This is a genomic window from Streptomyces sp. NPDC060000, from assembly GCF_042737375.1.
In the GTDB taxonomy this organism is placed as follows: Bacteria; Actinomycetota; Actinomycetes; order Streptomycetales; family Streptomycetaceae; genus Streptomyces.
The window spans coordinates 35,174-56,625 of the sequence record NZ_JBHWUU010000057.1; the positions used below are offsets into that span (position 1 = coordinate 35,174).

A 21,452-nucleotide genomic window follows, 5' to 3' on the forward strand; every position below is an offset into this window, starting at 1 on the left:
CCCGGGGGGCGCGGCCCCCCCCCCGGCCCCCCCCCGCGACTGCGCCTACGCAGGCTGCTGCGCAGCCGCGATGCGCTCGTTGCGGAGCGCCTCGTACCAGTGGTCGTCGATCGGCGGCAGCGCGTTCACGTCGAGCGCCAGCTTCAGCAGCAGGTCCGCGATCAGCGGGTTGCGCGCGAGCACCGGGCCGTGCATGTACGTGCCGAACACGGTGTCGTTGTACGCGCCCTCGGTGCCGTCACCGGTGCCGTTGCCCTTGCCGAGCTGAACCCGGGCGAGGGGGCGGGCGGTCGGGCCGAGGTGGGTGACGCCCTGGTGGTTCTCGAAGCCGGTCAGCGGGGGCAGGCCGAGCCGCGGGTCGATGTCCCCGAGGACGTCGCCGACGCACCGCTCGCCCTCGCCGCGCGTCGTCGTCACGTCCAGCAGACCCAGGCCGGGCTGGCGCTGACCGAGGTCGTTGACGAACTCGTGGCCCAGGATCTGGTACCCGGCGCACACCGCGAAGACGATCGCTCCGTTGTTCACCGCCTGGTACAGGTGCCCGTCGCGGCGCAGCCGCTCCGCCGCGAGCCGCTGCGGCCGGTCCTCGCCGCCGCCGATGAGGTAGATGTCGCCGGAGGTCGGGATCGGCTGGTCGCTGCGCACGTCGAGACGCGCCACGTCGAGGCCGCGCTGGCGGGCGCGACGCTCGACGACGAGGGCGTTGCCCTGGTCACCGTAGGTGCTCAGCAGGTCCGGGTAGATCCACACCAGCCGCAGTTGGTTGTCGCTCATGGAATCGTCCTTCGGGGTCAGTTGCCGACGCGGCGGCGCAGGTCCTGGAACGCGGTGTAGTTCGCGATGACCTCGATCCGGCCGGGCGGCGCCTGCTGCACGGCCTGGTCGAGGTTCTCGCACACCTGGAAGTGCTGGCCCGCGACCTCCAGACGGACCGCGAGGTCCAGCTTGCGGTCACCGACGACGAAGATCGGGTGGCCGGTCAGCCGCGTGTAGTCGACGTCCCACAGCCAGGAGGTGTCGGTGCCGTCGGCGCCGCGCGCGTTCACCGAGAGGATCACCGGGGTGGGCGGCGGATCGATCAGGCTGAACGTCTCGAGCCAGCCCGCCGGATTCTTCGCGAGCAGCAGCCGCAGGTCACGGCCCAGGAACTGGACGACGTCATAGCGCCCGGCGACGGCCTGCACCGAGTACATCCGCTCCAGCGCCACCTGCGGCGGCACCCCGAAGACGGCGGCCACGGCGGCCGAGGAGGCGGCGTTGGCCTTGTTGGCGCGGCCCGGCAGCTGGAGGTGGATCGGCCAGGCCGACCCGTGCGGGTCGAGCACGTGGTCCCCGGACAGCGCCCAGCTCGGCGTCGGACGCCGGAACCCGCACTCGCCGCAGAACCAGTCGTCCCCGGGCCGCTGCATGACGCCGCCGCAGGACGGGCACGACCAGGCGTCGTCCTTCCACATCTGACCGGCGGCGACCCAGACCACGTTCGGGGAGGAGGAGGCGGCCCACACCACCAGCGGGTCGTCGGCGTTCGCGATGACGACGGCCTTCGAACCGGCAAGCCCCTCACGCCAGTTCTCCGCGAGCATGCGGGTCTCGGCGGCTCGGTCCAGCTGGTCGCGGGAGAGGTTGAGCAGCGCGATGCACTTGGGGGAGGTGTCCCGGGCCACGCCCGCCAGGTACTTCTCGTCGACCTCGATCACGCCGTAGCGGGCTTCGGAGCCGCCCGCGAGGGCCGAGGTGATGCCGGCCGGCATGTTGGCGCCCAGCGCGTTGGACACGACCGGCCCGGCGGCGCGCAGCGCCTCGGCGATCAGCCGCGTGGTGGTGGTCTTGCCGTTGGTCGCCGAGACGAGGATGACGTCCAGGTTCTGGGCGAGCCGGGCGAGGAGGTCGGGGTCGAGCTTGAGCGCCACCCGGCCGCCGATCACCGAACCGCTGCCGCGCCCCGCGGCGCGCGACGCCGCCGCGACCGCCTTGCCGGCGGTCACGGCGATCTTGGCCCGCGGCGTGAGCGGGTCCGAGTTGCCTGCCATCAGTTCTCGATCCTCCTTGCGTACGCGCCGCGCCTCTGCCGTACGGCAACGTGGTAGGTGGTCAGCCTATCGAGATCCCTTCACACTCCCGAATCCCGGCACCACCTCACGCCTGTGTGCGGCATGCGCGTGTCAGAAAGGACCGTACCCTTGCCGCCATGCGACACGGCTCCATCCCGGGCGCCCACGGGCGCGTCCGGCCCCTCTCCCTGCTCGGCGATCCCGTCCTGCACACCCGCTGCGAGGACGTCACCGACTTCGGCCCCGAACTCGCCCGCCTGGTCGAGGACATGTTCGCCACGATGTACGCGGCCCAGGGCGTGGGCCTCGCCGCGAACCAGGTGGGCGAGTTGCTGAAGGTCTTCGTCTACGACTGCCCCGACGACGAGGACGTCCGCCACCTGGGCCATGTGGTGAACCCCCGGCTGGTGGAGGCGGACGGCATCGTCCTGCGCGGCCCGGAGGGCTGTCTGTCCCTGCCGGGTCTGGAGGCGGGGACGGAGCGCCACGACCACGCGGTGGTCGAGGGGTTCACGGTGACGGGCGAGCCGGTCACCGTGCACGGCACGGGATTCTTTGCCAGATGCTTGCAGCACGAGTGCGACCACCTCGAGGGCGCGGTGTACGCGGACCGCGTCAGCGGCTGGCGCAAGGGGAGGCTGATGCGCCAGGTGGCCCGGGCCCCCTGGCGCCGGGCGGGTTCGCCGGCCTAGGGGCGCGCAGCCGCGCCGAGGCGGTGCTCCGCCGCGTGGGCGCGCCGGGCGCGGCCGCCGCGGCATCGGTGCCGCGCACACGCGGCGCCGGTGACGGCAGACCCGCACCCCCACGGCACACGGCCGTCAGAAGCCGGGGCCGCCGAGCTTGTCGCCCGCCGCCGCGAGGCGGCCCCAGAGCAGGTCTGCCAGACTGCGTACCAGTTCGGCCCGCGAACAGGGCCGCTCACCCAGCCACCAGTCGCCGGCCGCGTGCATCATGCCGACGATGCCGTGCCCCCACACCCGGGCCAGCTGCTGGCTCCCGGGTCCGAGGTCCACCCGGTCCTCGATGACCTGGGCCAGCTCCTCACCCATCCGCCGAAGCAGAGGAGCCGAGTGCTTACCCACGTCGAAGCCCTGTTCGCCCGGCGACCCGTCCGCCGGATGCATCAGGAACCGGTAGACCTGAGGACGGGCCTCGATCGCGAAGAGGTACGTGTCCAACGTGGCTTCCACCCGCTCCCGTCGCTCGGCGGGAGCGTCCAGCGCGGCCCGCAGCGAATCGAGCAGCGCGTCCGTGTGCCGCTTGGCGAGCGCGGCGTACAGGCCGCCCTTGTCGCCGAAGTGCCGGTAGAGGATCGGCTTCGTGATGCCCGCCTCCGCCGCGATCGCGTTCATCGAGGCCTGCGGGCCGTCGCGCAGCACCACCCGGTCGGCCGCTTCCAGCAGCTCGCGCCGTCGGCGGTCGACGGACCGCTGTTGCTCGGTCCGCTGCGTGGTGTCCATGAGCTCTCCCCACCCGTGCTGATTCGGTGACGCCTGCGCAAACTAACACCTGGCAGCAGCCTGACACCGAACGGGACGGGCGGCTTCCGGGCCGGCGACAGGAGTTGACTTTTCCTACCGACCGGTAACACACTCGCGTTACCGCTAGTAACACGCACGTTCCGCCCTGGAGGGGACATGGCCGAGTTCACCATGGAGCTCAACGACGAACAGAAGGAGGTCCGGGACTGGCTGCACGGCTTCGCGGCCGATGTCATCCGCCCCGCGGCCGCCGAATGGGACGAGCGTGAGGAGACTCCCTGGCCGGTCATCCAGGAGGCCGCCAAGGTCGGCATCTACTCTCTCGACTTCTACGCCCAGCAGTACTTCGACCCCACCGGCCTCGGCATCCCGACGGCCATGGAGGAGCTGTTCTGGGGCGACGCGGGCATCGCCCTGTCGATCGTGGGCACCGGCCTGGCCGCCGTGGGCGTTCTCGCCAACGGTACCGAGGAGCAGATCGGCACCTGGATCCCCCAGATGTACGGCGACGCGAGCGACGTCAAGGTGGCCGCCTTCTGCTCCTCCGAGCCCGACGCCGGCTCGGACGTCGCCTCCCTGCGCACGCGTGCCGTGTACGACGAGGCCAAGGACGAGTGGGTGCTCAACGGCACCAAGACCTGGGCGACCAACGGCGGCATCGCCAACGTCCACGTGGTCGTCGCGGCCGTGGACACCGAACTCGGTTCCAAGGGACACGCCTCCTTCATCGTCCCGCCGGGCACCCCGGGTCTCGCCCAGGGCCAGAAGTTCAAGAAGCACGGCATCCGCGCCTCGCACACCGCCGAGGTGGTCCTGGACAACGTGCGGGTCCCCGGCTCCTGCCTCCTCGGCGGCAAGGAGAAGCTGGACGAGCGGCTGGCGCGCGCCCGGGAGCGGGCGAAGACGGGCGGCGAGCGCGTGAAGAACGCGGCGATGGCGACCTTCGAGGCGTCGCGGCCGGCGGTCGGCGCCATGGCCGTCGGCACGGCCCGCGCCGCGTACGAGGTGGCCCTCGACTACGCCAAGACGCGTGAGCAGTTCGGCCGCCCGATCATCGACAACCAGGGCGTCGCCTTCCAGCTCGCGGACATGCGTACGCAGATCGACGCGGCGCGGCTGCTGGTCTGGCGCGCGTCCTGGATGGCGGTCAACGGGAAGCCGTTCACGGCAGCCGAGGGCTCGATGTCGAAGCTGTACGCCAGTGAGACCGCGAAGAAGGTCACCGCACAGGCGATCCAGATCCTCGGCGGCAACGGCTACACCCGTGAGTACCCGGTGGAGCGCATGCACCGCGACGCGGCCATCTATACGATCTTCGAGGGTACGAGCGAGATCCAGCGCCTGGTGATCGCCAGGACGCTCTCGGGGATGCCCATCCGGTAGTACGCGGGCCGCGGGCCGCGGGGCCGGTGGTGGCCGGCCGCGCCCACGCGCGGCGGAGCGCGGATCCGAACAGGCCCGCCCCCCTCGGGGGACAGGCCGCCGTCGGCTACGAAGTCCCGCCGCTGCTGTGGGCGATGCACGCCACGTCGATGCGGTCGGCCAGCTTGGCCAGTTCGATGGTCAGGGCGGCCACCGTGTCCTCGTCGAGTCCGTCCGCGCCGGCCTCGACCAGATGCAGCCACCGCCCTCCCAGCGTGCGGAGCAGCTTGCTCACGTCGGCCGCGGCCACCTGCAAGGTCCCGCGGTCGTCGACGATCAGAGGCAGAGTCACTTCGCGGTTCACATCCGGGATCGTAGCCGCGCGGCGCTCACGCACCGTGCCAAACCGTGGTGATGTTGCAGAACTCCCGGATTCCGTGCCCGGACAGCTCACGGCCGTATCCGGACCGCTTCACCCCGCCGAACGGGAACCCCGGATGGGACGCGGTCATCCCGTTGACGTACACCCCGCCGGCCTCCAGATCCCGTACGAAACGGTCGACCTCGGCCTCGTCCCGGGTCCACACGTTGGAACTCAGACCGAACGGCGAGTCGTTGGCGACGAGCACCGCCTCGTCCAGGTCGGCGACCCGGTACAGCGTCGCGACCGGCCCGAACGCCTCCTCGCGGTGGATGCGCATCTCGCGGGTGATCCCGGAGATCACGGTCGGCGGGTAGTACCAGCCCGGCCCGTCGGGCCGTTCGCCGCCGCACAGCACGGCCGCGCCGGAGCGCCGCGCGTCGTCCACCAGTTCCTCCAGGTCCGACCGGCCCTGTTCGCTCGCCAGCGGCCCGACCTCCGTCTCCTCGGCCAGCGGGTCGCCGACCTTCAGTGCCGCCATGCCCGCCACGAACCGCTCGGTGAACGCGTCGTACACGTCCGTGTGAACGATGAACCGCTTGGCGGCGATGCACGACTGCCCGTTGTTCTGCACACGTGCGGTCACCGCCACCTGCGCGGCCCGGTCGACGTCCGCCGAGGGCATGACCACGTACGGGTCGCTGCCGCCCAGCTCCAGCACCGTCTTCTTGACCATTTCGCCGGCGGTGGAGGCGACCGCCCGGCCGGCCGGCTCGCTCCCGGTCAGGGTCGCCGCCCGCACGCGCTCGTCGCGCAGGATGTCGTCGATCGCGGCTGAACCGACCAGCAGCGTCTGGAAGCAGCCCTCGGTGAAGCCGGCCCGGTGGAACAGATCCTCCAGGTACAGGGCGGTCTGCGGGACGTTCGAGGCGTGCTTGAGCAGCCCGACGTTGCCCGCCATCAGCGCCGGCGCGGCGAACCGGACCACCTGCCACAGCGGGAAGTTCCACGGCATCACCGCGAGCACCGGTCCGAGCGGCCGGTAGCGGACCAGGGCGCGTGCGGCTCCGGAGTCCTTCACGTCGGCGGCGGACGGCTCCTCGTCGGCGAGCAGTTCCGCCGCGTGCTCGGCGTACCAGCGCATCGCCCTGGCGCACTTCGCGGCCTCCGCGCGCGCCTGCTTCACCGGCTTGCCCATCTCGGTGGTCATCACCCGGCCGATCTCCTGCTGGTCCTCGTCCAGCAGGTCGGCGGCCCGGTTCAGCAGGCGGGCGCGTTCGGGATACGTCGTCGTCCGGTACGTACGGAACGTGGCCTCGGCGAGCTGGAGCCGGCGCTCCAGCTCCTCCTCGCCCATTGCCTCGTACGTCCGAAGCGTCTCGCCGTTCGCCGGGTTCACCGTCGCGATGGGCATGACCGACCTCCTGAAGAGCTGACTGTGCTTCGACCTTCCCGCGCCGCGCCCGGGGCCGCAACGCGTGCGCATCCGCTCAGGCCGAGTGCTCCACCAAGCGGTCCAGAAACGCGGCCTGTGCCGTGACGATCACCTCGCGGGCCCGGTCGAGTCCGAACCAGGCCACCCGGTCCAGCTCCGGGAACTCCTGGATCCGCCCGGACCTCGGCGGCCACTCCATCGTGAACGTGCCGGGATCGACGGCGGCCGGGTCGAGGCCGGCCTCGATCGCCCATACGGTCACGATCTTGCCGTTCGTCTGGCGGACCTCCCCGAGGCCGATCGCCTCGCCGTCGGGCGGCGGCAGGCCCAGCTCCTCCCGGAACTCGCGGCGGGCCGCGTCCCAGGCGGGCTCGTCGGGCTCGTACTCGCCCTTCGGGACGGTCCACGCCCCGGCGTCCTTCCTCGCGAAGTACGGACCGCCCATATGGCCCAGCAACACCTCAAGACCGCCGTCGGTGTGCCGGAACAACAGCAGGCCGGCGCTGCGCTTCTTCGCCGCGGGCGTCACGGGCGCACCTCCGGATGGGCGGCGAGCAGGGTTTCCACGGTGTCCGCCTCCTGCGGGCGCTTGTCCTCGCGGTAGCGGAGCACCCGGGCGAAGCGGAGCGTGACGCCGGCCGGGTATCGGGTGGAGCGCTGCAGGCCGTCGTAGGCGATCTCCACGACGAGTTCGGGGCGCACGGTCACCACATATCCGCTCTCCTCGACGGCCAGTTCCCTCAGCCGTTCCGTCTGCCAGGTGAGCATCGCGTCGGTCAGGCCCTTGAACGTCTTGCCGAGCATGGCGAAGCCGCCGTCCGCGGTGCGGGCGCCGAGGTGCAGGTTGGAGAGCTTGCCGGTGCGCCGTCCGTGGCCCCACTCGGCGGCCAGCACCACCAGGTCCAGCGTGTGCACGGGTTTGACCTTCAGCCAGGACGCGCCCCGCCGGCCCGCGCTGTAGGGCGCGTCGAGGGCCTTCACCACGACCCCCTCGTGCCCGCGCAACAACGTCTCCCTGGAGAACGCCTCCGCGGCCTCGGCGTCCTCGGGGCCGGACACGATCGTGCGGCGCACCCGCATCGGCTCGGGCACCAGCCGGGCCAGTTCCGCGTGCCGCTCGGCGAACGGCAGGTCGAGCAGGTCCCGGCCGTCCACGGACAGCGCGTCGAAGAAGACGGGGGAGACCGGGACCGCCTCGGCGGCCGCCGTCACGTCCACCCGGGAGCCGACCCGGCCGGCCGTCTCCTGGAAGGAGCGGGGGCGCCCGGTCCCGTCGAAGGCGATGACCTCTCCGTCCAGGATGAACCGCGACCCCGTCAACCGGCGTGCCGCGTGCGTCACTTCGGGCAGACGGTCGGTGATGTCGTCGAGGGTGCGGGTGTAGAGACGGACGTCGTCGCCGTCGCGGTGCACCTGGACGCGGATGCCGTCCAGCTTCTCCTCCACCGCGCAGACGCCGAGCCTGCCGACCGCCTCGGTGACGGAGGACGCGGTGTGCGCGAGCATCGGCAGGACCGGACGGCCGACGGTCAGCCGGAAAGCCTCCAGCGCCGCCGGCCCGTCCGCGAGCAGCGCCTGCGCCACCGTCTGCAGCGAGCCGGCCAGCATCACCGCCCGCCGTACGTCCGTGGCGGGTGCCCCGGTCGCCTGTGCCAGGCCCTCCACGGCGACGGCGTCCAGCGCGCCCTGCCGGACCTCGCCGGTGATGAGGCCGAGCAGGAAACGCTGTTCGTCCGCGGTGGCCGCCCCCATCAACTCACCGACCAGACGCGCCCGTTCGGCCTGCGAGCCGGGGCCCGACACCTTGCCGAGCTCGCTCAGCAGGGCGTCCACCTCCCGCACGGAGAGGGTCGGTTCGCCGGCCGGGGCGACCGGCATGCCCAGCACCTTCCAGCCGACGCCGAGGCGGCCCTGGGGGAGCCGTCCGGCCAGGTAGGGGATGACGATCGGGACGTCGTCCGCCTCCGCGTCCCGGAAGAGTTCGGCGAGCAGGGCGATCTTGCGGGAGCGCGCCGAGGTGGCGGCGACCTCCCGGGACACGTCGGCGAGCCGGGTCAGCAGCATGCAGCCATGGTGCAACGCCGACGGCCCCACTACATCCGCACCACCACTGTGTCGCCCGCGAGGGCCTCGACGTACGTGCCGCGGCGTTGGCCCCGCGTGCGTGCCGCGCGCAGACACTGCCGGGTTGCCTGCGACGGCCGCCGGGTACGTGCCGCTGTGCCGGCCCTACGTGAGTGCCGCGGCGTCGGCCTCGCGTGCGTGGCGCGCGTCGGCCGCTACGCAGGCGCCGCCGGGTCGCCTGTGACAGCGGCCGGGTACGTGCCGCGGCGTCGGCCCCGCGTGCGTGGCGCGCGTCGGCCGCTACGCAGGCGCCGCCGGGTTGCCTGCGGGGGTCGCGGCGGTCGCGTCGAGGTCTGCCATCAGCAGCTCTCCGTTGATCGCGGCCCCGGCCCGGTAGCCGCGGCTCGCCGCGTTCACGACCTGCTCGGCGAAGCCCGACGCGTTGCCCGCCGCCCACAGGCCGGGCACGGTGGTCAGGCCGCGTCCGTCGATCACGGGGTACGTGCCGAAGGGCGTCTCGGTCATCTCGGCGCCCAGCCGTACCAGGAGGTCCGTCCGCGGCACCGCCCGGGGCGCGACGAACACCACCTCGCGGTCGTGCACCCGCCCGTCCATGAGCCGGACCCCGGTGAGCCGGTCGGCCTCGGCGACCAGCCCGGCCACCTCTCCGGGGACGACACGCACGCCGGCCGCGGCCAGCCTGCGCAGGTCCTCGCCGGTCAGCTCCGATTCGGCGACCGTGTGCAGGAACAGCGTCACGTCCTTCGACCACTGGGACACGATCAGCGCCTGGTGGACGCCCGCCAGCGTCGTCGCGAGGACGCCGAAGGCCTGGTCGCGGACCTCCCAGCCGTGGCAGTAGGGGCAGTGGACGACGTCCCGGCCGAAGCGCTCGGCGAGGCCCGGGAGCGGGGGCAGCACATCCTTCAGGCCGGTGGCGACGACGAGCTGCCGGGCGCGCACGGTCCGTCCTTCCCCGGAGGGGGCACCCCCGGCGAGCCGTACGGTGAAGTCCTCGCCCCTGGTGGCGTCCACCGCCCGGTCGCGGACCAGCTCCACGCCGTAGCGCGCGATCTCCTCCCGGCCGACGGCGAGGAACTCGGCGGGCGACATGCCGTCCCGCGACAGATACCCCTGCATGTGCGCGGCGGGCGCGTTGCGCGGCTCACCCGCGTCGACGACCAGGGTGCGGCGCCGGGCCCGGCCCAGGACGAGCGCGGCGGACAGACCCGCCGCGCCGCCGCCGACGACGATCACTTCGTACTGCTCGGGCTTCTCGGTCATGGTGACCACCTCCGCGACCACGGTCGCCGGGCGGGCCCGGGATCGACAAACAACTTTGCCGGTTCGGCAATATGGAGGCATGACTACCGATGACGTACTCGCGGAGGTGGGGCCGAGACTGCGGCGGCTCCGCAAGGAGCGGGAGGTGACACTCGCGGCGCTGAGCGAGTCGACGGGGATCTCCGTCAGCACCCTCTCGCGGCTGGAGTCCGGGCTGCGCAGGCCCAGCCTCGAGCTGCTGCTGCCGATCGCCCAGGCCCACCAGGTGCCGCTGGACGAGCTGGTCGGGGCGCCGCCGGTGGGCGATCCGCGGGTGCGGGCCAAGCCGATCGTGCGGCACGGGCGGACCTTCTGGCCGCTCACCCGGCAGCCCGGCGGGCTCCAGGCGTTCAAGGTGCTGGTACCCCGCAGCGACGAGGAGCCCGAGCCGCGCACCCACGAGGGCTACGAATGGCTGTATGTGATGTCCGGGCGGCTGCGGGTGGTGCTCGGCGAGCACGACGTGGTGATGGGGACGGGGGAGGCCGCCGAGTTCGACACGCGTGTGCCGCACTGGTTCGGATCGACGGGGGAGGGGCCGGCCGAGTTCCTGAGCCTGTTCGGGCCACAGGGGGAGCGGATCCATGTTCGAGCGAAGTCCCGGCAGGGGTGACGGAGGCGACTCTTCGTCCTCCGGCTGTTCCCTCGGGGCAAGCGACCGCTTAGTATGCGATCGACCGGTCCGAACGCCGGTCGGACGACGCAGTCCCGTGGAGGCTCCGCATGCAGGCATGGCAGGTGCACGAGAACGGCGAGCCGAGTGAGGTGATGCGGCTCGAGGAGGTGGAGCGGCCCACGCCCGGCGAGGGCCAGGTCCTGCTCAGGGTGCGCGCCGCGAACATCAACTTCCCGGACGTACTGATGGTCCGGGGGCACTACCAGGTGCGGCCCCCGCTGCCGTTCACGCCGGGCGTCGAGATCTGCGGCGAGACCGAGGACGGCCGCCGCGTGATCGCCAACCCGGCACTGCCGTACGGCGGTTTCGCCGAGTACGCCGTGGCCGATGAGGCCGCTCTGCTCCCCGCGCCCGGGTCGCTCGACGACGCAGAGGCCGCTGCGCTGCACATCGGCTACCAGACGGGCTGGTTCGGCCTGCACCGCAGGGCGCACCTGGAGGCCGGCGAGACACTGCTCGTCCACGCTGCCGCCGGAGGGGTCGGCAGCGCGGCCGTGCAGCTCGGCAAGGCGGCGGGCGCGACCGTCATCGGTGTCGTGGGCGGCGCCGAGAAGGCCGCCGTGGCCCGGGAGCTGGGCTGCGACGTGGTGATCGACCGGCGGGCCGAGGACGTCGTCGGGGCCGTGAAGGCGGCCACCGGCGGCCGGGGCGCCGACGTGATCTACGACCCCGTCGGCGGCGAGGCCTACACCCAGTCCGCGAAGGCCGTCGCCTTCGAGGGCCGGATCGTGGTCGTCGGCTTCGCGAGCGGGACCATCCCGAATCCCGCGCTGAACCACGCCCTCGTCAAGAACTACTCGATCCTCGGCCTGCACTGGGGCCTGTACAACACCAAGAACCCGAAGCTGGTCCAGCACTGCCACGAGCAGCTCACCGAGCTGGCCGCCCGGGGTGCGATCCGGCCGCTGGTGAGTGAGCGCGTACCGCTCGACGGGGCCGCGGCCGCCGTACAGCGGGTCGGCGACGGTGTCACCACCGGCCGGGTCGCCGTCGTACCGCAGAACGGAGCCGCCGTATGACCGACGCAGCCGAACTGAAGCGCCGCACAGCGGAGTTGCTGGCCGCGCATCCGCCCGCCGGAACCGATCCGACGGACTTCCTCAAGGCCCGCTTCGACGCGGGACTCGCCTGGGTCCACTACCCCGAGGGCCTCGGCGGACTGGGCGCGCCCCGCTCCCTCCAGGCCGTCGTGGACGCCGAGCTGGCGGCCGCGGGCGCCCCCGACAACGACCCCCGGCGCCTCGGCATCGGCCTCGGCATGGCCGCGCCGACGATCCTGCGCTACGGCACCGAGGAGCAGAAGCAGCAGTTCCTTCGGCCCCTGTGGGTGGGCGAGGAGGTCTGGTGCCAGCTGTTCAGCGAGCCCGGAGCCGGCTCCGACCTGGCCGCGCTCGGCACCCGCGCCGTACGGGAGGGTGACGGCTGGGTCGTGAACGGGCAGAAGGTGTGGACGTCCAGCGCCCACGTCGCCCGCTGGGCGATCCTCATCGCCCGCACCGACCCGGACCTGCCCAAGCACGCGGGCATCACCTACTTCGTCTGCGACATGACCGACCCCGGTGTCGAGGTCCGGCCCCTGCGCCAGATCACCGGCGAGGCCGAGTTCAACGAGGTGTTCCTCACCGACGTCCGCATCCCCGACTCGCATCGCCTCGGTGACGTCGGTGACGGCTGGCGGGTCGCGCAGACCACCCTCATGAACGAGCGTGTGTCGATCGGCGGCATGCGGCTGCCCCGCGAGGGCGGCATGATCGGCCCGGTCTCGAAGACCTGGCGCGAGCGGCCCGAGCTGCGCACCCACGACCTGCACCAGCGGCTGCTGAAGCTCTGGGTCGAGGCCGAGGCCGCCCGGCTCACCGGTGAGCGACTGCGCCAGCAACTCGTCGCCGGCCAGCCCGGCTACGAGGGCTCCGGCATGAAGCTCGCGTTCGCCCGGCTCAACCAGGAGATCAGCGGCCTGGAGGTCGAACTCCGGGGTTCGGAGGGCCTGTTGTACGACGACTGGACGATGCGCCGCCCGGAGCTGGTGGACTTCACCGGCCGGGACGCCGGATACCGCTACCTCCGCTCCAAGGGCAACAGCATCGAGGGCGGGACCAGCGAGGTCCTGCTGAACATCGTCGCCGAGCGCGTCCTGGGCCTGCCGTCCGAGCCGCGCACCGACAAGGACGTCGCCTGGAAGGACCTCGCCCGATGAGCGCACAGCCCGATCTTCTCTACTCCGAGGAGGAGGAGGCGCTGCGCGCCGCCGTCCGTGACCTGCTCGCCGACCACTGCGACGCGCCCGGGGTCATCGCGCGTACGGAGTCGGACGCGCCGCACGACCTCGCGGCCTGGAAGGCGCTCTCCGACGGCATGGGCCTCGCGGGCCTGCTGGTGCCCGAGACGCTGGGCGGCCAGGGCGCCACCCACCGCGAAGTCGCCGTGGTTCTCGAGGAGTTGGGGCGGGCCGTCGCGCCCGTGCCGTATCTCACCAGTGCCGTGGTCGCCACGGAGGCGCTGCTGGCCGTCGGGGACGAGGAACTGCTCGGCCGGCTGGCGTCCGGGCGGACGATCGGCGCGCTCGCGGTCGGGCTGCACACCGCGCCGGGGGCCGCCGTGCAGGCCGTACACGTCGAAGGCGGCGTTCTCCAGGGGGAGTTGTCCGGCATCGCGGACGCGGCTGTCGCCGACGTGCTGCTTGTGCCCGCCGACGACGGTGGCCTGTACGCGGTGGACGCCTCGGCCGTGACCATCGCCCCGCAGGTGTCCTTCGACCTCACCCGTCCGCTCGCGACGGTCACTCTCGCCGCTGCCCCCGGCCGCCGCCTCGGCGACGCAGGGCCCGCCGTGCGCCGCGCCCTGCGGGCCGGCGCCGGGCTGCTCGCCTCCGAGCAGCTCGGTCTCGCCGACTGGGCGTTGACCGAGACCGTGCGCTACCTCAAGGAGCGCAAGCAGTTCAACCGGCCGGTCGGCGGCTTCCAGGCCGTCAAGCACCGGCTGGCGCAGCTGTGGCTGGAGGTCGTCAACCTCCGGGCCGTCGCCCGGGGTGCCGCCGACGCCCTGGCGAGCGGCGAGGACGCCGACATCGCGGTGGCCGTCGCGCAGGCCTACGCGGCAGGGGTCGCCGTCCACGCCGCCGAGGAGGCGCTGCAACTGCACGCAGGGATCGGCATGACCTGGGAGCACCCGGTCCACCTCAACCTCAAGCGCGCCAAGGCCGACTCGATCGCCTACGGCACCGCGGGTGCCCACCGGGCCGCCGTGGCCGAACTCGTCGACCTGCCGGCCCCCTGACCGTCACCCCCGTCCCCGGTGAAGCCCGCCCCACCTGGGGCGGGCTTTTCCGTGCCCGTGGGCGGAAGGAGTGAACGAGCGACGGCGGTCCGGCCAACTCCTGGCATGTACAGGTTCCTTGGCCTTCGCGCAGCCCATACTCCCTGTGGTCCGGACCCGCCCCACAGGGAGGAACAACATGGCCCTCGTCACCCGCCGCAGAGTTCTCACCGGCTTCGGCGCCACGGCCGCCGCGGTGCTCGCCCCGCCCGCCGGCAGCGCCTTCGCCGACGGACGAGAGCGTGGCCCCCGCCCGTTGTGGCACGCCCACGCCCACAACGACTACGAGCACCCCCGCCCCCTCTTCGACGCCCTCGGCCACCGCTTCGGCAGCGTCGAGGCCGACATCTTCCTCGTCGACGGCGAACTGCTGATCGCCCACTCGGCGGACCAGCTCGATCCCGCCCGTACCCTGGAGTCCCTCTACCTCGCTCCGCTGGCCGCCCGCGTGAAGGGCAACCACGGCTCGGTGTACCGGGGGTACCGGCAGCCCCTGCAACTGCTCATCGACATCAAGACCGAGGGCTCCTCGACGTACCTGGAGCTCGACCGGCAACTCAGGCGCTACCAGGGCCTGTTCACGACGTACGCCCACGGCCGCGTCCACTCCGGTCCGGTCACCGCCGTCATATCGGGCGACCGCGCGGCCCGTACCCCCATGGAGGCACAGACGGTCCGCCGGGCCTTCTACGACGGCCGGCTCACCGACCTCGGCACCTCGAAGGCGTCGTTCGCCTCGCTGATCAGCGACAACTGGACGCTCAGCTTCACCTGGTCCGGCATCGGCGCCTTCCCCGAAGCGGAGCGGGAGAAGCTGCGGAGCATCGTGCGGGCGGCCCACGCGCGCGGGCAGCAGGTGCGGTTCTGGGCGACGCCCGACCTCGCGGGGCCCGCCCGGGACGCGCTGTGGGCCGAACTCCTCACCGCCGGGGTCGACTACCTCAACACCGACGACCTGGCCGGCCTGGAGGCCTTCCTCGACGCCCACCGGACGGCGTAGGCGCCGCTTCCGGCCGTCTCCCCGCACCCCTTCCCGCACCCCGGACCCCTTTCCGACACCACTCGTTCGGCGGACGGAGCAGCCGCACGGACGAACCCTCCGTTACGCCACACTTGCGGCCGAACGCTGTGAGAACGGACGTGGCGGAGGAGGTTGACGGTGGCCATTTCGATTTCCGCGGTGCTGTTGCTGCTGGTCCTGGCGGTGCTCTTCACGCGCAACGGCGGACTGAAGGTCTCGCACGGGCTGGTCTGCCTGCTGCTCGGGTTCCTGCTGGCCGGCACCGGCATGGCTCCCACCATTCACAGCGGCCTCACGGCGACGGCCGACATCGTCGGCAGCCTTCGACCGTGAGGCCGCCGCGGCGCCCCTGACCCGGGCGACTACCCGGTGAAGACCCCGATGCCGTTCGACACCGGGCGCTCATACCCGTCGGACGGGTGGTTGCGGACCGTCACCTTGGCCGCGCCCGCGGGACGGGCCACCAGGGTCGAGGAGCCGCCGCCGTCCAGGCTGAAACCCTCGGTCGCGCCGAGGCCCTTCAGGGCGGTGGCGACCTCGGCGATCGTCAGACCCTTGCGGTACGCGGTGGCACCGTCCAGCGCGAACAGGAACACCCGCTTCCCGCCGTTGCCGATGCCCACGGCCGTACGTACCGCCGAGACCGACGTGTCCAGACCGGACAGCGCCTCGGCGCCCGACAGGATCGGGTAGCCGCCCACGGCGAAGCCGTACGCCGACTTCGACGCGGACGTCAGGCCGTACCGCACCGCCACCGCCTGGCCCTTGACGAGCCCCTTCAGGCGCTGCGCACCCGCCTCCCGCCCCACGAGGACCGTGCTGCCGGCCTTGATGGTGCCGCTGCCGGGCGCGGTGGACGTCGACACGACCCGGCCCTTCCTGAGCGTCACCTCGTAGGTGCTGGTGCTGCACGCCGCGGCCCGTTCGGTGTCGGTGCCGCAGGTGGCACGCTTGCGCGAGACGCTGCCCCAGTCCGAGGTGTACGCGCCGACGGAGTTCTCCGGCAGCGCGTACTGGTTGACGCCGCCCAGCGGCAGCCGCCGCCCCGGGGTGCTGTACGTCCCGTTGAGGGACAGGCTGTCCAGCCGGGCCCTGCCGTCGGTACCGACGCCGACCACGGCCCTTGTGTTCGTGCCCGGCGGCAGCGCGGGCCCGAACCGCTGGGCGTTCGGGACCGCGCCCTTGAGCGCCTTCCCGTTCACCACCGCGGGCCCCACGCTCGCCCCGGTCGCCGCGACGCCCGGGTGCTGCGACTCGCTGATGTTGAAGAAGTCGCCGTTGATGCCGGCGACGGCCTTCTGGCTGTCCGCCAGCGAGGAGACTGCCGCGCGGGACGCGACCGCCCCCGGGTACAACAGCCCGAGGCGCACATGGGTGTTGGTGAGATCGACGCTGAGCACATGCACATGCGTCTTTCCGGCGGCCGCCTGGAGGTCGTACTGCTGGTACGTCACTCCTGCCGCCACGGTGGTCCAGGTCGCGGCGTCGGCCGAGGCCGCCCCCGCGAGCGTCGCAGCGGCCACCGTGCCGAGGGCGACGAGCAGCGTCACGGACTTTCTGCGCACTCCGGAACGCTTCTGATGTCGTGTCACGGACCCCCCTGGTGGTGTGGTCCGCATTTTTCATGACCTGCGGGAACTGCCACTGGGGGGTGGACGTGAAGACCACGGGAACGGGTGAGGAAACACATGATTCCGGGTGACGTGCACCGCCGTTCGGCCGCGCCGCCCGACCGCCCGTGCTACTCCGTCCACGACGGGGTCGCGTCCGGTGCCGCGTAGCAGCGCAGGGACACCACCCGGGTGGGTCCCCACCGCTGGTCGGCGGTGCCGAGGAGCCACCCCCGAGCCGCTCGTAGAAGGACGCGGCCGGGTCGGTGGCGACCACGTCCAGGACCGGATGCAGGTCCCGGGCGCGGGCCGCCCCCGTCGCCCGTGCCAGGAGAGCCGCGCCGACGCCGTGGCCGCGGGCCTCGGGGGAGACGTACAGCCGGCCGATCACCGCGGGCGCCGCACGGCCCGGACCGGCGTCCCACAGGTTCGCCGCCGCATCCTCCTCCTCGGCGCCGCACAGACCGCCATGCCCGACGATGCGCCCGTCCAGTTCGGCCACCCAGGCCGCGAGCAGGGCGGCCGGGGTCAGCCAGGCGGCGGGCCGGTCGGGCCAGTCGACCGGATATCCGCTGTGCGCGTGCACCAGCGCGAGCGCGGCGACGCAGCCGTCCAGGTCGGCCGGGACACGGGGGCGGACGCGGACGCGGACGTACGGGGATCCGGCGGGGTCAGCCGTCATCGCCGCCCACCCGGTCGTCGTACGGGGTGAAGTGAGCCGGGGCGTGGTCGATCGGCAGCTCCGGGCGCCAGGCGGTGAGGGACTGGGCGCTGCACACGAACAGGGACGGCGGCAGGCGGTCCAGGGAGTACCAGCGCCAGTCGCCGACGCTCTCGCCCGGCTGGTCGGCCGGCTCACCCTCCCAGTCGGTGACGACGGCGCCGACGGTCATCCGCACGACACCCTCGACCCGGTCGAGCGAAGTGCCGAGCAGACGAACCTTCGACGGGTCGGCCCGCAGCCCGGTCTCCTCCCGCAGCTCCCGCACGACCGTCTCGCGGAGCGACTCCCCGGGTTCCACCGTGCCGCCGGGGAGCTCCCAGGTGCCCCGTCGGTGACGGCCCAGCAGCAGTCCCCGGGGGCCGTACAGGATGGCGCCGACGCCGATCGCCGCGTGCGCGACGGGCGGGTGGCCGGTGCGGGGGCGGGCGGAGACGCGGGCGGGGCGCCGGGCCCGGAAGACGCGGTACGCGGCGGGGTTCGCGGGGTCGGGCGAGGTCACCGGCACCACGTCCGTCACGCGCAGGCCGTGCTCGGTGAGCAGGTCCTCCCACACCTCGGTGGCGGGCACCCACATGCGGACCGTCGTCTCGCCGCCGCCCGCGAACCGCAGGGTCTCCGGCCGTGCGGCCAGGTCCGAAGTGGGCCCGTCCCCCTGGGAGTTGGTGTGCAGCACGGAGAAGCACAGCGTCCCACCGGGAGCGAGCGCGGTCGCCAGGGCGGGAAACAGCCGCCGCGGGTCGACGAACGGGACGGCGTTGACGGAGTAGATCACGTCGTACGGCCGTGCGGCCCGCAGATGCTCGACGGCGTCGGCGTGGACCAGGCGCAGTCCGGGCAGCGAGCCGTACCGGTCCCGGGCCCGTTCGATCTGGCCCGGTGCGAGATCGACCGCGTCGACCGTGGCGCCGTGCGCGCGGACGAGCCGGGCGGCGTGCCGGGCCGGTCCGCAGCCGAGGTCCAGGACCCGCCGGCCCGTCAGCTCCCCGAGGAACGCCTCGTCCGGACCCGCGCCGGGGAACCCCCAGTCGATCCGCTCCGCCTCCGCGAGCACCGTGCCGCGCCGCAGATGGTGCGTGGCGTAGGCCTGCCAGGCACCGGCGTTGACGGACTCCGGGCCGTCGGGAGTGACGGGACGGGGCATGGGCGGGCCTCCAGAGGACGGACGGTCGGTGTTCACCGGGCCAGACGATTCTTACCGGACCGGACCGGACCGGACCGGACCGGACCGGACCGGGCTCCGGGCAATCGCGGCCCGCCCGCTCACCTCCCCGTGCGCCTCGGCCGGTTGACCGGGGGCGCGGGCTGTGCGGTGCTGAGCGCACGGTGCGTTGTGGGACCACGCCCGTGCACTCAGGGACACGTCCGCTCAGTGCACGGGGTGTCTGCTGAGGATGGACACCCGGTTGAAGGCGTTGATGGTGACGGCCACCCAGATCACCGCCGATATCTGGTCCTCGCTGAGCACCTCGAGGGCGTCGGCGTACGCGGTCTCCTGCGCGGTGGCGTCGGACGGCACGGTGGTCGCCTCGGCCAGTGCGAGGGCGGCGCGCTCCAGGGGGGTGAAGAGGCCGGTGTCCCGCCAGGCCGCGAGGACACCCAGCCGCCGGGTGTCCTCACCCGCGCGCAGGGCGGCCCTGGTGTGCACGTCGAGGCAGAACGCGCAGCCGTTGAGCTGCGAGACGCGCAGGTTGACCAGTTCCACGACGGTGCGCTCGAGACCGGCTTCGGCGGCGGTCGTCCGCACGGCCTCGGACGTCTGGACCAGCGCGTGGTAGGCCTTGGGGCTCTGCTTGTCTATGAAGATCCGTCGAGTCATAGTTGAATATCAAACCATTCATGGGTCGGAACCGCGGGGACGAGAGGTGCCCGCGGTGAGCAAGGTCGAGGAACTCGCCCCGCGGGACGCCCCGCGGGACGTCCCGCGGGGCGGCCCCCGGGCGATGACCGTACGACGGACGCTGCCGCAGCGTACGCGCAGCCTCATCGGCGCCCGGTGCTTCGCCGGCCTCCCCCACCACACGGAGGTCTCCACCCCGCCCGCGCACCGTCCTGCACGGCGTCCAGCTCTGGGTGGCCCTCCCGGACGAACACCGCGACGCACCGGGGGACTTCCGGCACCACGTCCCGGTCCCGGTCGCCGTCCCCGGAGCCGAGATCAGGGTCTTCCTCGGCTCCCGCGCCGGCTCCACCAGGGCGCGTCGAGCCGCGGCCGGGCCGGAGCGGCTCCCGGCCCGACTCCCCGGACCCGCCGCTCAGGCGGGCTGCGGGGTGAGGCGCCGGTGCCCCGACCGGTCGTAGTACGAGGTCATCGCGAAGCCGAAGAGCAGACCGGCGGCCGCACCGATCGCGATCATGGTCCAGGCCCGGGTCAGCCCGGCGTCGCCGCGTGCGTCGAAGTAGAGGATCGCCCGGACCCCGTCGCTGAGCTGGCGCATGGGCTCGAAGTGGGACAGGAAGCGGTAGAAGCCGGGGACCGCCTGGAGCGGGACGGTGGCGCCCGAGGAGGGCAGGCCGAGCACGATGAACACGAACATGGACACCAGCTGGCCGATCCCGCCGAAGGCCGCGTTGATGGCCTGGACGCCGAGGCCGACCGCGAGGGCCGCGCAGTAGGAGTAGATCCACAGCAGCGGGATGTGGGTCGCGTCCATGCCGAGGGCGCTGACGCAGGCGAGCAGCACGAGGGAGACGCTGACCACCGTGATGCCGGCCGTCATGAGCATCTTCAGCAGCAGCGTCTGGGTACGGCTGATCGGGACCGTGGGCAGCCGGGTGTGCCAGGGACCGATCTCGTTGTCGGCGTAACCGAGGGCGGTGTCCACGCCGTTGCTGATGACGTTGCCGCCCATGAAGCCGGCCAGCACGAGCAGCAGGGTGTAGTAGAAGGCGCTCAGACCGAGACCGCTGTGGTCGCCGAGTGCGTGACCGGCCTGAGTGGTGACGACGACCGGGTCGGCGAGCAGCAGCTTCCGCGTGGAGTCCGCTCCCGCGGCGGCCGCCGTCAGCCGTTTGCCGATGGTCTGCGAGGCCTGCTGGGCCGCCGTGGTGGTGATCCTGCTCGCGAGGGAGGAACCGAGGCTCCCCTTGGCGGGGTTGGTCAGCACGGTCAGCGTGGGCCGCGCGGTCGCGTGCGTGGTGGTGAGCGCGGCCACGGAGTCCGTGAAGTCCGCGGGGATGACCAGGGCGCCGTAGACCTTGCCCGAGTCCAGCTCGTCCTGGGCCTGGGCCCGGGTCAGTCGCCGCCAGTCGGCCGTGTCGCTCGAGGTGTCCGACGTGATGGCCGCGGCGATCTGGGTGCCGAGGTTCTGTTCCTGCCCGCTCGGCGGCTTGCCGGTGTCGCCGTTGACGAGGGCGACAGGCAGGTGGTGCAGGTCCTGCTGCGGGCTGACGACGCCGCCCATGTAGAGCAGCGACAGCAGGAGGGCGAGCAGTCCGGTGAGGACCGTGGGCACCAGCCACAGTCCGGGGCGGCGCAGGAGCGCGGTGGCGCGTACCTGCGGTCCGGTGGCGGGGGTCGTGCCGTCGGCGGTCATGGTTCTCCGTCGTGTCTGGGGCCTGGTGGGTGGGTGGGTGTCCGCTCCGGGGCCGGTCGCCGGTGGATCGCCGGTGGGTCACCGGTCGGGATGAGGGGGTACGGCGAGTCGTCCCGAAGTCTTGCCGTTACCCGGGTCCGGGGGAAGGCAGGCGTCCTGCCCAGAAGCGCAGGACCAGCCGGATGGGGTCATCGGCTCCCGCCTCGTGACGAAGGCGCGCTGTCCCGGGGGCTGCACAGCATGCTGGTGGGCTCGGACCGCCCCGGGCTCGCGCCGGCCGCACTGTCTCCGCAGGCGGCGCTGCCGGGGCTCTGCGCCCGGTTCACCGCGGCCCCGGGTGCGGCCGTGCTGTGCCGGCTGATCCTCAACGGTTTCGCCGCCTCGCCGGCCGGCACGCCCACCTGGGCCGGCCACCGTGACACCTGCTGGCTCGGCTGCCCGTGCGCGGCGGCTCTCGTCGTAAGGTGCCGGCGCGGATCGGCCAGGCCCGTGCCGC

20 protein-coding genes and 2 pseudogenes are annotated in these 21,452 nt (G+C 72.8%); 9 read left to right on the top strand and 13 right to left on the bottom strand.

Going from position 1 to position 21,452, the window contains the following annotated elements; genetic code table 11:
- Positions 1-45: 45 nt before the first annotated feature.
- Entirely contained in the window at positions 46-774 is a 729-nt protein-coding gene (locus ACFWBB_RS27485) for a type 1 glutamine amidotransferase (RefSeq protein WP_385277633.1), read from the bottom strand.
- Between the two features lie 17 nt (positions 775-791).
- Positions 792-2,030 (bottom strand): MurT ligase domain-containing protein, encoded by a 1,239-nt coding sequence (locus tag ACFWBB_RS27490; RefSeq protein WP_385277635.1) that lies wholly within the window; start codon positions 2,028-2,030, stop codon positions 792-794.
- A gap of 158 nt (positions 2,031-2,188) precedes the next feature.
- Between ACFWBB_RS27490 and def the strand changes: the two genes are divergently transcribed.
- Positions 2,189-2,743 (top strand): peptide deformylase, encoded by a 555-nt coding sequence (gene def, locus ACFWBB_RS27495; protein ID WP_385277637.1) that lies wholly within the window; start codon positions 2,189-2,191, stop codon positions 2,741-2,743.
- 126 nt (positions 2,744-2,869) lie between these two features.
- Here the strand turns inward: def and ACFWBB_RS27500 are convergent, their stop codons facing one another.
- A complete protein-coding gene (locus ACFWBB_RS27500; RefSeq protein ID WP_385277639.1) occupies positions 2,870-3,511 on the bottom strand; it encodes a TetR family transcriptional regulator in 642 nt (213 codons plus the stop codon).
- 177 nt (positions 3,512-3,688) lie between these two features.
- Here ACFWBB_RS27500 and ACFWBB_RS27505 point away from each other — a divergent pair, with 177 nt between their 5' ends.
- Positions 3,689-4,915, top strand: coding sequence for an acyl-CoA dehydrogenase family protein (locus ACFWBB_RS27505; protein ID WP_385277641.1), 1,227 nt, complete (start codon positions 3,689-3,691; stop codon positions 4,913-4,915).
- A 106-nt stretch (positions 4,916-5,021) separates the two neighbouring features.
- Here the strand turns inward: ACFWBB_RS27505 and ACFWBB_RS27510 are convergent, their stop codons facing one another.
- The 5 genes from ACFWBB_RS27510 to ACFWBB_RS27530 all read right to left on the bottom strand — a co-directional run bounded on the left by ACFWBB_RS27510 (position 5,022) and on the right by ACFWBB_RS27530 (position 10,038).
- Entirely contained in the window at positions 5,022-5,258 is a 237-nt protein-coding gene (locus ACFWBB_RS27510; protein WP_385277643.1) for a DUF6213 family protein, read from the bottom strand.
- Positions 5,259-5,283: 25 nt separating this feature from the next.
- Positions 5,284-6,669, bottom strand: a complete 1,386-nt coding sequence (locus ACFWBB_RS27515) for an NADP-dependent succinic semialdehyde dehydrogenase (RefSeq protein WP_385277645.1) — start codon at positions 6,667-6,669, stop codon at positions 5,284-5,286.
- Positions 6,670-6,745: 76 nt separating this feature from the next.
- Positions 6,746-7,219, bottom strand: a complete 474-nt coding sequence (locus tag ACFWBB_RS27520) for an NUDIX domain-containing protein (protein ID WP_385277647.1) — start codon at positions 7,217-7,219, stop codon at positions 6,746-6,748.
- Positions 7,216-8,754: an ATP-dependent DNA ligase gene (locus ACFWBB_RS27525; RefSeq protein WP_385277649.1), complete on the bottom strand. Its 1,539-nt coding sequence runs from the start codon at positions 8,752-8,754 to the stop codon at positions 7,216-7,218. Before ACFWBB_RS27525 ends, ACFWBB_RS27520 begins: the two co-directional genes overlap by 4 nt.
- Before the next feature lie 300 nt (positions 8,755-9,054).
- A complete protein-coding gene (locus tag ACFWBB_RS27530) occupies positions 9,055-10,038 on the bottom strand; it encodes an NAD(P)/FAD-dependent oxidoreductase (RefSeq protein WP_385277651.1) in 984 nt (327 codons plus the stop codon).
- A gap of 79 nt (positions 10,039-10,117) precedes the next feature.
- Between ACFWBB_RS27530 and ACFWBB_RS27535 the strand changes: the two genes are divergently transcribed.
- From ACFWBB_RS27535 to ACFWBB_RS27560, 6 genes are all read left to right on the top strand, one after another.
- Positions 10,118-10,690 (top strand): helix-turn-helix domain-containing protein, encoded by a 573-nt coding sequence (locus tag ACFWBB_RS27535; RefSeq protein WP_385277653.1) that lies wholly within the window; start codon positions 10,118-10,120, stop codon positions 10,688-10,690.
- A 110-nt stretch (positions 10,691-10,800) separates the two neighbouring features.
- A complete protein-coding gene (locus ACFWBB_RS27540) occupies positions 10,801-11,772 on the top strand; it encodes an NADPH:quinone oxidoreductase family protein (protein WP_385277655.1) in 972 nt (323 codons plus the stop codon).
- Positions 11,769-12,950, top strand: a complete 1,182-nt coding sequence (locus tag ACFWBB_RS27545; RefSeq protein ID WP_385277657.1) for an acyl-CoA dehydrogenase family protein — start codon at positions 11,769-11,771, stop codon at positions 12,948-12,950. Before ACFWBB_RS27540 ends, ACFWBB_RS27545 begins: the two co-directional genes overlap by 4 nt.
- On the top strand, positions 12,947-14,029 hold the full coding sequence (locus ACFWBB_RS27550; protein WP_385277659.1) for an acyl-CoA dehydrogenase family protein: 1,083 nt from the start codon (positions 12,947-12,949) through the stop codon (positions 14,027-14,029). The genes ACFWBB_RS27545 and ACFWBB_RS27550 overlap by 4 nt, the downstream gene beginning before the upstream one ends.
- 178 nt (positions 14,030-14,207) lie before the next feature.
- Positions 14,208-15,068 (top strand): phosphatidylinositol-specific phospholipase C/glycerophosphodiester phosphodiesterase family protein, encoded by an 861-nt coding sequence (locus ACFWBB_RS27555; protein ID WP_385277661.1) that lies wholly within the window; start codon positions 14,208-14,210, stop codon positions 15,066-15,068.
- A 159-nt stretch (positions 15,069-15,227) separates the two neighbouring features.
- The gene (locus ACFWBB_RS27560; RefSeq protein ID WP_385277663.1) at positions 15,228-15,422 is read left to right on the top strand and encodes a hypothetical protein; all 195 of its coding nucleotides are present in this window, start codon (positions 15,228-15,230) and stop codon (positions 15,420-15,422) included.
- A 29-nt stretch (positions 15,423-15,451) separates the two neighbouring features.
- On the opposite strand, the gene ACFWBB_RS27565 is transcribed toward ACFWBB_RS27560, so the two are convergent.
- From ACFWBB_RS27565 to ACFWBB_RS27580, 4 genes and pseudogenes are all read right to left on the bottom strand, one after another.
- A complete protein-coding gene (locus ACFWBB_RS27565) occupies positions 15,452-16,681 on the bottom strand; it encodes a phosphodiester glycosidase family protein (RefSeq protein ID WP_385277665.1) in 1,230 nt (409 codons plus the stop codon).
- A gap of 310 nt (positions 16,682-16,991) precedes the next feature.
- Positions 16,992-17,381, bottom strand: a pseudogene (locus tag ACFWBB_RS27570) (GNAT family N-acetyltransferase); the annotation flags it as partial.
- Positions 17,371-18,564 (bottom strand): NUDIX domain-containing protein, encoded by a 1,194-nt coding sequence (locus tag ACFWBB_RS27575; RefSeq protein ID WP_385277668.1) that lies wholly within the window; start codon positions 18,562-18,564, stop codon positions 17,371-17,373. The pseudogene ACFWBB_RS27570 and the gene ACFWBB_RS27575, both read right to left, overlap by 11 nt.
- A gap of 225 nt (positions 18,565-18,789) precedes the next feature.
- Entirely contained in the window at positions 18,790-19,239 is a 450-nt protein-coding gene (locus tag ACFWBB_RS27580) for a carboxymuconolactone decarboxylase family protein (protein WP_385277670.1), read from the bottom strand.
- Between ACFWBB_RS27580 and ACFWBB_RS27585 the strand changes: the two are divergent.
- Positions 19,220-19,613, top strand: a pseudogene (locus ACFWBB_RS27585) (hypothetical protein); the annotation flags it as partial. The gene ACFWBB_RS27580 and the pseudogene ACFWBB_RS27585 sit on opposite strands and share 20 nt — an antisense overlap.
- 62 nt (positions 19,614-19,675) lie before the next feature.
- Here the strand turns inward: ACFWBB_RS27585 and ACFWBB_RS27590 are convergent.
- Positions 19,676-20,956 (bottom strand): YhgE/Pip domain-containing protein, encoded by a 1,281-nt coding sequence (locus ACFWBB_RS27590; protein ID WP_385277672.1) that lies wholly within the window; start codon positions 20,954-20,956, stop codon positions 19,676-19,678.
- Between the last annotated feature and the right edge of the window lie 496 nt (positions 20,957-21,452).